Below are 13,084 nucleotides of genomic sequence, written 5' to 3'. Positions count from 1 at the left end.
TAATACATTATCTGGTGACGATAGCAGAAGGGTCACACCTGTTCCCATACCGAACACAGAAGTTAAGCCTTCTAACGCTGATGGTACTTGAGTGGAAACACTCTGGGAGAGTAGGAAGTTGCCAGATTTATACATAGAATAGAAGCTCTATCTCGTAGGTCGAGGTAGGGTTTTTTTATTTTTATAAAATAGATAAACATAAAAATGTCTCTCTATAGTATCTTTAATAATAAAAGTCAAGTTTTAAGATAATGATTTTTCATAAGATAGGCCTTTTTAGAATATAGTTATATAGCTATCTATGAAAGGAGGAGCACTATGGATAAGAACTCACTTAAACTTGCTTTCATTTATATAGGTACGATTATTGGAGCAGGATTTGCTTCAGGTAGGGAGATAATAGATTTTTTTGGGGAATATGGAGTTAAAGGAATTTTAGGAATGATTTTAAGCGGTTTTTTATTTATGTTTGTAGGAGCTTTTTTCCTATCTAAAATATATGAAAAAAAGATAAATGGATATAAAGAGTTAATAGATAATGTATTTGGAGAAAAAATAGGTTTCATCATAGACACTATAATTATATTTTCATTATTTATAGGTTTTTGTATTATGGTTTCTGGTTCTGGTGCACTATTTAATCAAGAATTTAACTTTTCTAAAAACATAGGTATATACTTAATGGTAGTACTTTCTTTTATAGTTTTTTTATTTAGTATTGAAGGACTTTCTTTCATAAATTCTATATTAGTTCCATTATTAGTATTAGGTATTATTTGTTTTGGAGGAAATGTAATTTTAAAAAATGGATTTGTTTTTAGCAATTTAGATGGGATAAAATATACAAGTAAAGGAAATTTTATAACTTCTTCTATTTTATATGTTAGCTTTAATAGTTTACTTTTGGTTGTGGTACTATCTTCTCTATTACCTATTATTCCAGATAAAAAAACTGCAATAAAAGGAGGAATATTCGGAGGACTAGTATTAGGAATTTTAGGATGTTTTATTTTAATATCTTTGTTGATTCTTTATACTCAGGTTTATGCATTAGATATACCTATGCTTAAAATATCAGGCTATGAAGGTGAAATATATAGTAAAATTTTTAGCATTATATTATGGTTTGCAATGTTCACTACTGCTATAGCAAATGGATTCGGATTTATAGAAAGGATTTCTAAAAAAAGAAATAAAACATTAATTTCTTTAATATTTTGTTTATGCTCTATACCATTAGCTAAATTAGGATTTTCAAATCTTGTAGCAACAATATATCCTATATTTGGATATTTTGGAGGATTTATTTTAATATTTTTGATAATTAGCTTGATATAAAGATTGTAGTATAATAAAAGAAAAAGGATGTGGATTAAATGCCTTATATAAAAATAAAGGATAAAAATCTATATTATAGAGAATATGGAGAAGGAGATGTTTTAGTATTTTTAAATGGTATGATGATGAGTACCACTAGCTGGTCTCCATTTATAAAGTTTTTTTCTAGTGAATACAAAATACTCTTAGTAGATTTAATAGATCAAGGTCGCTCAGATAAGGCAGATACTTTTTATACTCAAGATATGCATGTTGAAATGCTTAAGGATATTTTTGAAAAATTAGGATACCATAAGGTACACCTTATAGGTACATCCTATGGTGGAGAAATAGCTCAATTATTTACATTAAAATATAAAGATATGGTTAGATCTTTAATACTTTCTAATACAACTAGCTATACTGATGAATATATTAAGAAAGTAGAAAAAGAATGGTATCAATTAGCAGAAGCCCATGATGATAATTTATTTTTAAATACAGTTATCTCTAGTGTATATTCGGAAAATTTTTACAAAGAGAATATTAAATGGATTGAAGGAAATAAGAAACAAATTAAGAGAATATTGGATAAAGAATGGTATAAATCATTTATGAGAGGAATCATAAGTACTTATGATTTTAATGTAAATAATCAATTAAACCAGATTAGAATCCCTACATTAGTTATAAGTTCAGATTTAGATACAGTGATACCTATGAAATATCAACAAATTATTTATGAAAAGATTCCTTTATCTAGATGGATTGTAATAAAAGATTCAGGACATGCTTCCATATATGAAAAGCCTTATGAATTTATGTTGGTAATATTAGGTTTTTTAAAAACTATGGATTTTAAGTTAAATAAATAATATAAAATATGTTAAAATGTTAGCGAAACAGTACACTTTAATTTCTAAATAGCTACTAATGTTTGAAATATATAACAGTTTTTTTACGAAATAGTCAATTTTGTTTTGATTATGAACCTAAAGTTTGTATAATTATTTTAATTTTAAGAAATATTTGTTTATTATATTTTATTTAAATTTTTATATTCCTGTTGAATACTGTCTTTTGAGAAGAATATAAAAAATATGGCACAATTTTTGCAATAAAATTATGGTATATTACTGATTTAAATGTTGAAATTCTATAATTAAAATAAATTTGGAGGTGCTTTTTATGTCAATGTTTAAAACTAGCGATGGAGTTAATCTTTATTATGAAGTAGCAGGGGAAGGAAAACCAATTGTATTTATTCATGGATGGACTGCAGATCATACAAGTTTTGAAGCACAAGTAAAAAATTTAAGTTCAGAATTTAAGATAATTACTTATGATCTTAGAGGACATGGAGCTTCTGATAGGCCAGAAAAAGGCTTAACGATGAATAGATATGCTGTTGATTTAGAAGAATTAATGGAATATTTAGAATTAAAAGATGTAGTTCTTGTAGGTTGGTCTATGGGTTCGTCAATAATTTTTGATTATGTAAGAACCTATGGTGTATCAAGACTTTCATCAGTTGCTATAGTAGACATGACTCCTAAACTTATTAATGATGATGAATGGAAAATGGGGCTCTATCATGGAAAGTTTACAATAGAAGATACATTTGATGCTTTGACTACTATGTGCAATAATTGGATGGATTTTGCTGAAGATTTTGCTAAGGATGCAATACCATATCTTAGTGAAAAGGAATTAGAACCTATATTAGAAGCATTAAATACTAATACACCTCATATAATGTATTCAATGTGGACTGCAATGTCAGCTAATGATTATAGAGATGTATTAAAAGATATAACTGTTCCAACGTTAATTATATATGGTGAAAAGAGTACATTATATTCAGAAGAAACAGCTAGGTATTTAAAGAAAAACATACAAAATTCAAAACTTGTTCCATTTGAAAATTGTACTCATTTTCTAGTAGTAGAGAATCCAGATAAACTTAGCAAGGTAGTCAAAGAAATTGCTTTGAAGTAAATTCATAATAAAGATAATGGTGTAATAGGAATGACTAAGCTTAGGGAAATGCAGTAGCACTAGGTTTTATCCATACTCCTATGACAGCCTGAAAAAGTATTGAAAGGTATACTATTAAGTAGATTAGGACAACCAAAGGAAATAGCAAATGCTTATGGTTTTCTAGCTTCAGATGAAGCAAGCTATATAACTGATACATTATTAACTGTTTATGAAGGAAAAGTATTATAAAATATAATCAAAATTGATTAAACTAACATTCATAATTTATGAGTGTTAGTTTTTTTATGCTATATATAATATAAATGTTATAATAAAATAAATGAATAAGATAAAATTTTTAGGTATTTTATATAGGGGTGTATTATAATGTCTGAAAATAAAATTGATTTATATAATCTAATCAACTCTTTAAGTTTAGGAGTTTTGATAGTAGATAAATATGGAAAAATAATATATTTAAATTGTGAAGGGTTGAAAATATTAGATTTAAATGAAATTAAAGTTTTAAATAAAAATGCAATAGATATATTACCTGAATTTAAAATGGAAAGTTTTTTAAAAGATAATAGAAAACATAAAGCCCATACTTTAAAATATAATAATTCAGATATTATTGTAGTGAAGAAAACAATTACTAATAATGATTCTATTGAAGGAGCTTATGCATTTTTTCATAGATTGAGTATTTATAAAAAGTTTATTAGACAATTTGATACTGAAATAGAAACAGCCCATTTATTAAAAACTATAATGGAGACTACAAATGATGCTATTGTATATGTAAATAAAGAAGGGTATATAGAGATGTTAAGTAAACCATATGCAGAATTTTTAATGATAGATAGACATAAAGTCATTGGAAAACATGTAACAGAAGTTATAGAAAACACAAGGATGCATACTGTAATTAAAACGGGAATTTCAGAAATAGCAGAAATTCAACAAATTAAGGGAAATAAAATGATTGCAACTAGAATTCCTATATTTGTAAATGGGAAAGTAGTAGGAGCAGTAGGAAAAGTATTATTTAGAGATATAGATGAATTAAATGCCTTATACAAAAAGATAAGTAAAATAGAAAAAGAGTTAAATCTTTATAAAGATGAATTTAAAAAGGTAAATATAGCTAAGTATTCTTTAGATAATATAATAAGTAAAAGTAAATCTATGGATTATCTAAAAAGTCTTACTAAAAGAGCAGCAAAAACTAATTCAAATATACTAATTTTAGGAGAAAGTGGAACAGGTAAAGAATTATTTGCTCATGCTATACACAATCTTAGTGAACGGGCAAATGGACCTTTTATAAAGGTAAACTGTGGTGCTATTCCTTATGAATTATTAGAATCAGAACTATTTGGATATGAAGAAGGCTCATTTACTGGAGCAGCAAAAGGAGGAAAGATTGGAAAGTTTAAAGCTGCAGATGGTGGTACTATTTTTCTAGATGAAATAGGAGATTTGCCTATGAATATGCAGGTGAAACTTCTAAGAGTACTGCAAGACAAAGAGATAGAAAAAATAGGCTCTACTGAGTCAGAGGAAGTTGATGTTAGAGTTATTGCAGCAACTAATAGAGATTTAGAAAAGATGGTGTCAGAAGGGATGTTTAGATTAGATTTATACTATAGACTTAATGTATTGACTATAAAAATTCCTCCACTAAAAGACAGAAAGGATGATATTCCTATTCTTTCTAGACATTTAGTTCAAAAAATATCTAAGAGAGAAAATATATTAGTAAATGATGTTTCAGATAAAACATTAGAGTATTTAAAAAGATATGACTGGCCTGGAAATGTAAGAGAACTAGAAAATATACTTGAAAGAGCTATAAATTTTTTAGACGAAGATACTATTATAAAGCCTGAACATTTACCACCTAGAATTACAGGAATTAAAAAAGAAAAGAATATAAGAAGTTTAAAACAAACTTTAGAAGAAATAGAAAGACAAACTATAATAGAAAGTTTAATATTCTCTAATGGAAATAAAACAAAGGCTGCGAATATTTTAGATATTAGTAGGACAAGTTTATATGAAAAAATAGCTAAATATAATATAAACATTTGACAATATGTAATGTGGCATATTATACAATTTTTAAAATTGTCAGAAAATATCACGTTTAATAGTTAAAAAAACAAATAATGTACGTAAAATCTAACAATTAATTTATATAAAAATATATATTGTTAGATTTATTGACATAAAATAAAAAATAGGTGTTTTTTTAGATAGAAAAACACCTATTTTTTATTTTTTAAAAAAAGTATATTTAAGAAAGTGGATAGATTAAAGGATTATGAAGTACTAGTAAAAAAATGGCATAGGTATTGCAATATATTATGTAGAAATAGAAAATGGTAAAGGAGGTATAAGGAATGTTAAAGAATAAAGTATGTATTGTGACGGGTTCAGCTAGCGGTATAGGCTTAGCAGTTGCAGAGGCTTTCTCTAAAGATGGTGGAAATGTGGTAATGGCGGATATAAATGAAAAAAAACTAAAAACTGAATCAGAAAGAATAGGTGCAGATTATTTTAAAACAGATTTAAGCACAAGGGAAGGCTGTAAAAAATTAGTTGATTATACTATAGATAAGTTTTCAAAAGTGGATATTCTTGTAAACAATGCTGGTATTCAACATGTTTCTCCAATTGAAGAATTTCCTGAAGATAAATGGGATTTTATGATGTCTTTAATGCTAACTGCACCATTTTTGTTGACAAAATATGCATGGTCCTATATGAAAAAACAAAAATGGGGAAGAGTTATAAATATTAATTCCATACATGGTTTAAGGGCATCTGAATTTAAAGTAGCTTATGTTTCAGCCAAGCATGGAATTTCAGGTTTAACAAAAACTGCTGCATTAGAAGGTGGACCTTATGGTATAACAGTAAATTCAATTTGTCCTGCGTATGTTAAAACTCCTTTAGTAGAAAATCAAATTGATGATCAAGCAAAAACTCATGGAATATCAAAAGAAGAAGTTGTAGAAGAGATAATGTTAAAAAAGGCAGTTATTAAAAAGCTAATGGATCCATCAGATATAGGAGAATTAGCCAAGTTCTTATGTACAGATGCTGGTGCTCATATAACAGGGTCAATGATACCAGTAGATGGTGGTTGGACAGCTGGCTAAATTGTTTATAGGAGAATATTTTAAAAATAAATTAGAAGGGGGTTATATTTATGGATTTAAAAGATATTAAAAAAGTTGGTGTAGCAGGAGCAGGTACTATGGGTTCTGGTATAGCTCAAACATTTGCACAAAAAGGTTATGAAGTAGTTATAACAGACATATCAGAAGCATTTTTAGAAAATGCTAAAAAAATTATATCAATAAATAATACTAATTTGATTGAGGAAAAAATAATAACAAAATTAGAAGCAGAAGAATCTATTAAAAATATAAAATATACAACAGATAAAAATGCTTTTTCTGATGTAGATATTATTATTGAATGTATAGTAGAAAAAATGGATATTAAACAGGATTTTTGGAGAGAAGTTGAAGAAATAGCTAAAAAAGATGCAATATTTGCTACGAACACATCTGGCCTTAGTATTACAGAAATTTGTAAAAAGGTTGAGGATAAGGGAAGATTTATAGGGATGCATTGGTGGAATCCTCCACATATTATTCCGCTAATTGAAGTAATAAGAGGAGAAGAAACTAATGATGAAACTGTTGATACATTAGTAAAGTTAGTTAAAGAAATAGGTAGAGAACCTGTAGTAGTTCAAAAAGATGCTAATGGATTTATAGGTAATAGAATACAATTTGCAGTTTTTAGAGAAGCATTAAAAATAGTGGATGAAGGTATAGCTACTGTTGAAGATGTGGACAAGGCAATGAAATATGGACTTGGATTTAGATATGCAACAATAGGACCTTTTGAAACAGCTGATTTAGGTGGGTTAGATACATTCTATTATATATCATCTTATTTATTTAACGAACTAAGTGATGCAAAAGAGCCATCAGATACATTAAAAAATCTAGTTAATAATGAGAATCTAGGTGTAAAATCAGGAAAGGGATTCTATGATTATTCAGATGGAAAAGATGAAGAAGCTATGGCACATAGAGATAAAATGTTTTTCAAAATGTTAAGAGAAATACACAATGGATAATTGTATAGACATAAAAAATATAGACACCTTTCTGTTTCATTTAATAATGAAACAGAAAGGGAATTTATGATAATGGACTTATAAATATAAAAAACCTACCCCAAAGTTATGAGAAGTAAAAAATATATTAAATGGAGAGGTGAAAAGTTTAATGTTAGGAGTAATAGGAGTTATACTAACTTTAGTATTATTAATGTATCTTGCTTATAAAGGTGCAAGCATAATTCTATTAGCCCCTATTTTAGCATTATTAGCAGCATTATTAAGTGCAGGATTAGATGCACATTTGATGGCAACCTATACAGAAGTATTTATGAAGGCATTTGCTAATTATGCAAAATCGTATTTTCCAATATTTTTATTAGGGGCAATATTCGGAAAATTAATGGATGAATCAGGAGCGGCAAAAGCCATTGCCCATGGTGTAGCAGAGAAATTTGGAAAAGAAAGAGCACTTCTTGCAGTAGTAATATCTTGTGGAGTTTTAACCTATGGTGGAGTTTCACTATTTGTTGTGGCTTTTGCAGTATATCCAATAGCTGCTTCATTATTTGAGCAGTCGAATATACCTAAGAAATTTATTCCACCAGCAATTGCATTAGGATCTTTTACCTTTACTATGACGGCACTTCCGGGAACACCTCAGATACAAAATGCTATACCTATGCAGTATTTTGGAACAGATGCATATGCAGCACCAATGTTAGGAATAGTTTCAGGAATTATTATGGTATCAGCAGGTATAATTTATTTAAATAGAGAAATTAAAAAATCTCAAGGAAAAGGAGAAGGTTTCGAAAAAGCAGATGAAGAATTAGCTGTAACAACAGAAGAAAGTTTACCACCTTTTTGGAGTTCAATAACACCTATAATAGTAGTTTTAGTTCTTAATTATATATTAGGAAGAGTAGTTTATCCAAAAATTGATGGTTCATATCTAGAAAAATTTGGCACTGATTTACAAACAGTATCTGGTACTTGGAGTTTAATAATTTCATTAGTTGTAGCTATTTTACTTACAATACTTTTAAACAGAAAGCGCTTTGATAGTATTTTAAAAAATCTTAATAAGGGAACATTAGAATCTCTTCCAACAATTATAAATACGGCTTCAGTAGTTGGATATGGAAATGTTATAGGGTCTCTTGCAGCATTTGAAATAGTTAAAAATGCAATTTTAGGGGTATCCTCAAATCCACTTATTTCAGAGGCAATATCAGTTAATGTTCTAGCTGGTATAACAGGTTCAGCTTCAGGGGGAATGAGTATATCACTAGAAGCACTATCAGAACAATATTTAACTATGGCCTCTCAGGCAGGTATAAGTCCAGAAGTACTCCATAGAATTGCATCATTGGCAAGTGGAGGCTTAGATACATTACCTCACAATGGTGCTGTTGTAACATTGTTATCAGTTTGTGGAATGACTCATAAGGAATCTTATAGATATATTTTTGTAGTTTCAGTACTTATACCAATGCTTACTTCTATAATAGCTATAGTACTTGGAAATTTCGGAGTAGTATAATACGATAATGAATAAACCCCTTAATTTCAAGGGGTTTATTCATATAAGAGGAATGAATTTAGTATTATCATCATTTCCACCTTTTAACTTGGCTATACAATTTTCAATTATATTTATTCCTTCAACTATTTTATCTTTATTTACAGAGCCAAAGCTCAATCTGATAAAATTAGTCTCTTCATTGTGTCCTTCAATAAAGAATATTTCTCCAGGTACAATAATTACATTATTGCTAGCGCATTCATTATAAAGCTCTATACAATTTATATCTTTAGGTAATTTTAACCAAAGGCTTAGTCCTCCATTAGGCTCTTTAAACCTTATTCCATATTTTTTAAGACTATTTATTTCTTTTAATATCAAATTATATTTTTCACTATAATCTTTCTGTACTCTTTCTATATGTTCTTTCCAAAAATTTTCTCTTAAATAGAGATCAAAAGCTCTTTGAATAAATCCAGAAGAAGATATATCTGCAGTATGTTTTGCTTTTATTATATCCTTAAAAAGTTTTTTAGGAGTTGTCAAAAATCCTAGTCTTAACCCTGGCATTAAAATCTTAGAAAAACTTTTAATATATATAACTTGATCATATATATCTATTGATTTTAAAGGAATTTTCTTTTTTTCATAAGATAGATCAGATAAGAAATCGTCTTCTATTATATAAAATTCATTTTCGTAAGCTAAATCTATAAGTTTCTCTTTCTTTATTTCACTATAGGAATAGGTAGTTGGACTTTGATAATTAGGCATTGTATATAAAAATTTAGGATGATATTTTTTTATATACTTTTCTAATATATCTAAATCTATTCCATCATTTTCCATAGGAATCCCTATAATATTGGCTCCTCTCGATTTGAAGGCAGCAACGGCTCCAGAATAAGTAGGATTTTCTAAGAAAACATAATCACCAGGTTCAATTAAAGTCTTTGCTAATAAATCTATTCCCTGTTGACCGCCAGATATAATTTGTATTTGAGAAGCAGCTGCATTCATATGATAATTATCTTTTAAAAAATAGGATATAGATTCTCTAAGAGGGCCATATCCATTAATTTCTGGATATACAAATGCTTTACCCTTATCCCTGTCTAAAACTTCTATTAAAACCTGTTTAAACTCTTCTACAGGAAAAAGTTCTGGAGTTGGAGATACACTAGCAAAATTTATACTATTTTCAGAAAGAGATAATATTCCACTAGTCATAAGTTCCATATTTTCATCTATTAGATAATTAATATCTAAATCTTTGTTTAATCTGTTTACATAGGTACCGCTTCCTTTTTTAGAATATACATATCCTTCTTGTTCCAAAATTTTATAAGCATTTACTACGGTAATATTGTTAACCTTCAACTTTTTTGCTAAACTTCTAATAGAAGGAAGTTTAGCATTTTCTTGAAAAACTTCATCTTTTATTAGTTTTTCTATATTATCTGCTAATTGAAGGTATAAAGGCTTATTTAAATTTTTATCTAATTGTATTATTATATTATTATTCATACTTTAGCCTCCAAAAAATAATTATTGTATTATAAATGTACCGATACAATAATTATATCAGATATAAAAACTAGTGTAAAATAAAAAATAAAGGAGGGAAACTTTTGTCCAGAAAAAAGAATGTAAAGGCAAATAATAAAAAGAAATTTGAAAAAGAAAATATGGATCAAATAAGTATCAGAGGTGTTAATCAAGAGAATATAGCTAAAAGAAATAATAATAAAAATAAAAAAATTAAATTATTTATTCTTATTTTTATTTTTGCTACAATAATTATACTAAATAGAGATTTTATAGAGAGTAATTTGCTAAAAGACTCTAATAAAACTCTTCAGGTGATACAAAAATATCCTACTATGCCAGGAGATAAGATTGGATTTTATGATGATTTATTGATAAAATGGAATGGTAAATCTCTTATAGGGATAAATAATGATGGAACAAATAAGTGGGAAAAAAAGATAGATTTTGACAATCCATTAGTATTTTTAGGTAAAGATACTATTTATGTATGTGAAAGTAATACAGGAGATCTATATTTTTTAGATTTAAATGGCAAGAATATAAAAAGAATAGAATTTAAAACACAAATAAAAAATATAGTGGAGAAAGATGAATTTATATTCATTACATTAGAATCTGAAGAAGGAGAAAAACTAACTGTTATAGATAAAGAAGGGGTAACTCAAATGAGTACTCCGCTTAATGGTGAAAGATTAGTTAATTTTATTTCTAATAGAGATGAAGATTATATTGCATTGTCTACACTTAGTATAAGAGATGGGGATTTAAATAGTAGGTTGATATTTTATAAGGGAAAGGGAGAATATATTTCAGATTTAGATTTTCATGAAGAAATTATAACCTCTATGGAATTTGTAGATGAAAACAGTATAACGGTTTTTACTGATAGTAAATTATATTTTATAGAAGATGGAAAAGTTTCATGGAAAAGAGAGCTAGATCCTATAAAGGATATGTATGTAGATAAAAAGAATAAGGATATATATATTTTGACAACAAATACATTAGAAAATATTTCATATGATAATAAATTGAAGAACAGTATACATCTAGAGCAGGATTATAAAAAGGTAGAGGGCTTTAATAAAGAAATATTATTAATAAGAGATCATGAAATTATAGGATTTAATAGAGGAAGGAAAAATTTAAAATATGATAGCAAAGAAAAGATAGAGAGAGTACTTACAAGAGATTCAAATATTATATTAATTACTACTGACAGAGTGAACATAATGTCTGTAGAAAAAAACAATAATTAAAGTATGGTGAATAATTATGAATTGGGTAGATTATTTAATAATATTTATAATAATTATAAACATTATTAGAAGTACAAAAATAGGACTAGTTAGATCAATATTTAGTATTTTAAGGCTTTTAGTATCAATATATGTAGCAAAGCTTTATTATCCAGCTCTTTCTGGATATATAATAAAAACTCCATTTTTGCATAAAGGTTTTGAAAAGTTTTTTGGAGGAATAATAAATATACTATTTTATGGGAAGATTAAAGAAGGTGAAGGTCCATTATATAATATAGCTTCCCAAGGTTTAACAAAGATAGGAATAAATATAATTTCAATTCTAATAATTTACCTATTAGTTAGATGGTTATTAGGATATTTAGAAAGATTTATCTCCTTCTTATTTAAAGCTCCTATTTTGAAACAGTTAAATAGGTTTGGAGGATTCTTATTTGGACTAATAAGAGGAGTACTTATTTTATATTTAATATTTGCAATTATTACACCTATACAATCTATTTATCCTCAAGGAGCTATACCTAAGGCTGTAGAAAATTCTATGCTTTCAGGATATTTTAAAAATCACAATATAATTATTGATTTTTTTGATATAGATAAAAGCTCAGTTTTTCATAAAATCATATAAAATGTAATTTAGGGAGGTTTTTTTATGGAGAAGCGAGACTATACATTTGGAATAGTTCTGGTACTTGTAGGCATAGTTTTTCTTCTTTTAAACTTAAATATTATTTCTTTTAATTGGCTAATTTTAATATTATCTGTAATATTTTTATTAGTTTATGCTTATAAAAGGCAATTAGGATATTTATCCGCAGGATTGGTCCTTCTTGCCATATCAGTAGTATCTCTTATAGATCAGTATACATTTACAAATGTGAATATAAAGGGATTTGTATTCTTATGGATATTAGGGATTATTTCCTTAAATATGTATTCTAAATATGAAACAAGAGGATACCTTATTTTTGGATGCTTACTTCCAGCTATAGGAACTTATTCTCTCATAGATGAAATTTTTATTAAAGACACAGCTTGGGTATTTTTCTTATTTTTATCAATAGCCTTTTATATTATTTACTTATTAGAATATAGAAGACTAGGTACTGAATGGCCAAAAACCCTATCTATTATAATGATTGCACTATCTTTATTAACTTTACTTACATCAAAGACTTACATGAAATTTGGATTTTGGAGATTTATATCCTATCTATGGCCTTTATTGTTAATAGGTATAGGTATTAAAATAATTTATAATATGATTAAATATAATAAATAGTAGAATAATCCTGACTAGTC

Annotated in this window: 12 protein-coding genes and 1 rRNA gene; 12 read left to right on the top strand and 1 reads right to left on the bottom strand. The window is 27.2% G+C overall.

The genetic code is table 11. The annotated features are described in order from the left end of the window. Positions 1-10: 10 nt before the first annotated feature. The 9 genes from rrf to NSA23_RS09720 all read left to right on the top strand — a co-directional run bounded on the left by rrf (position 11) and on the right by NSA23_RS09720 (position 8,987). Positions 11-127, top strand: a 5S ribosomal RNA gene (rrf, locus tag NSA23_RS09760). 191 nt (positions 128-318) lie between these two features. Continuing rightward, positions 319-1,338, top strand: a complete 1,020-nt coding sequence (locus NSA23_RS09755) for a YkvI family membrane protein (protein WP_257490474.1) — start codon at positions 319-321, stop codon at positions 1,336-1,338. 38 nt (positions 1,339-1,376) lie between these two features. Beyond that, positions 1,377-2,192, top strand: a complete 816-nt coding sequence (locus NSA23_RS09750) for an alpha/beta fold hydrolase (RefSeq protein WP_257490473.1) — start codon at positions 1,377-1,379, stop codon at positions 2,190-2,192. Positions 2,193-2,505: 313 nt separating this feature from the next. Then, the gene (locus tag NSA23_RS09745; RefSeq protein ID WP_042679077.1) at positions 2,506-3,315 is read left to right on the top strand and encodes an alpha/beta fold hydrolase; all 810 of its coding nucleotides are present in this window, start codon (positions 2,506-2,508) and stop codon (positions 3,313-3,315) included. A 99-nt stretch (positions 3,316-3,414) separates the two neighbouring features. Then, positions 3,415-3,546, top strand: coding sequence for an SDR family oxidoreductase (locus NSA23_RS09740; RefSeq protein WP_075052099.1), 132 nt, complete (start codon positions 3,415-3,417; stop codon positions 3,544-3,546). Between the two features lie 138 nt (positions 3,547-3,684). After that, positions 3,685-5,391 (top strand): sigma 54-interacting transcriptional regulator, encoded by a 1,707-nt coding sequence (locus tag NSA23_RS09735; RefSeq protein WP_257490472.1) that lies wholly within the window; start codon positions 3,685-3,687, stop codon positions 5,389-5,391. Between the two features lie 311 nt (positions 5,392-5,702). Continuing rightward, entirely contained in the window at positions 5,703-6,464 is a 762-nt protein-coding gene (locus NSA23_RS09730) for a 3-hydroxybutyrate dehydrogenase (protein ID WP_042679081.1), read from the top strand. Between the two features lie 50 nt (positions 6,465-6,514). Then, positions 6,515-7,459: a 3-hydroxyacyl-CoA dehydrogenase family protein gene (locus tag NSA23_RS09725; protein ID WP_042679083.1), complete on the top strand. Its 945-nt coding sequence runs from the start codon at positions 6,515-6,517 to the stop codon at positions 7,457-7,459. Between the two features lie 139 nt (positions 7,460-7,598). Further along, positions 7,599-8,987, top strand: a complete 1,389-nt coding sequence (locus NSA23_RS09720) for a GntP family permease (RefSeq protein WP_246119166.1) — start codon at positions 7,599-7,601, stop codon at positions 8,985-8,987. Positions 8,988-9,026: 39 nt separating this feature from the next. On the opposite strand, the gene pdxR is transcribed toward NSA23_RS09720, so the two are convergent. Beyond that, a complete protein-coding gene (gene pdxR, locus NSA23_RS09715) occupies positions 9,027-10,496 on the bottom strand; it encodes a MocR-like pyridoxine biosynthesis transcription factor PdxR (protein ID WP_042679087.1) in 1,470 nt (489 codons plus the stop codon). A gap of 104 nt (positions 10,497-10,600) precedes the next feature. Between pdxR and NSA23_RS09710 the strand changes: the two genes are divergently transcribed. Genes NSA23_RS09710 through NSA23_RS09700 form a run of 3 tightly spaced genes read left to right on the top strand, consistent with a single transcriptional unit; the run spans position 10,601 to position 13,064 of the window. After that, a complete protein-coding gene (locus NSA23_RS09710; RefSeq protein WP_257490471.1) occupies positions 10,601-11,779 on the top strand; it encodes a DUF5711 family protein in 1,179 nt (392 codons plus the stop codon). Between the two features lie 16 nt (positions 11,780-11,795). Next, positions 11,796-12,410, top strand: coding sequence for a CvpA family protein (locus tag NSA23_RS09705; protein ID WP_042679090.1), 615 nt, complete (start codon positions 11,796-11,798; stop codon positions 12,408-12,410). Between the two features lie 24 nt (positions 12,411-12,434). Beyond that, on the top strand, positions 12,435-13,064 hold the full coding sequence (locus NSA23_RS09700; protein WP_042679092.1) for a hypothetical protein: 630 nt from the start codon (positions 12,435-12,437) through the stop codon (positions 13,062-13,064). The last annotated feature ends 20 nt before the right edge of the window (positions 13,065-13,084 follow it).

The sequence above is a fragment of the Anaerosalibacter massiliensis genome, assembly GCF_024623155.1.
GTDB lineage: Bacteria > Bacillota > Clostridia > Tissierellales > Sporanaerobacteraceae > Anaerosalibacter > Anaerosalibacter massiliensis.
This window is presented reverse-complemented; position numbering and strand designations above follow the sequence as displayed.

Bases quoted from the DNA above. Each gene is read 5' to 3' on its own strand.
- NSA23_RS09750 (WP_257490473.1), top strand. From the start codon at position 1,377: ATGCCTTATATAAAAATAAAGGATAAAAATCTATATTATAGAGAATAT.
- NSA23_RS09725 (WP_042679083.1), top strand. From the start codon at position 6,515: ATGGATTTAAAAGATATTAAAAAAGTTGGTGTAGCAGGAGCAGGTACT.
- NSA23_RS09735 (WP_257490472.1), top strand. From the start codon at position 3,685: ATGTCTGAAAATAAAATTGATTTATATAATCTAATCAACTCTTTAAGT.
- NSA23_RS09705 (WP_042679090.1), top strand. From the start codon at position 11,796: ATGAATTGGGTAGATTATTTAATAATATTTATAATAATTATAAACATT.
- NSA23_RS09730 (WP_042679081.1), top strand. From the start codon at position 5,703: ATGTTAAAGAATAAAGTATGTATTGTGACGGGTTCAGCTAGCGGTATA.
- pdxR (WP_042679087.1), bottom strand. From the start codon at position 10,496: ATGAATAATAATATAATAATACAATTAGATAAAAATTTAAATAAGCCT.
- NSA23_RS09745 (WP_042679077.1), top strand. From the start codon at position 2,506: ATGTCAATGTTTAAAACTAGCGATGGAGTTAATCTTTATTATGAAGTA.
- NSA23_RS09755 (WP_257490474.1), top strand. From the start codon at position 319: ATGGATAAGAACTCACTTAAACTTGCTTTCATTTATATAGGTACGATT.
- NSA23_RS09700 (WP_042679092.1), top strand. From the start codon at position 12,435: ATGGAGAAGCGAGACTATACATTTGGAATAGTTCTGGTACTTGTAGGC.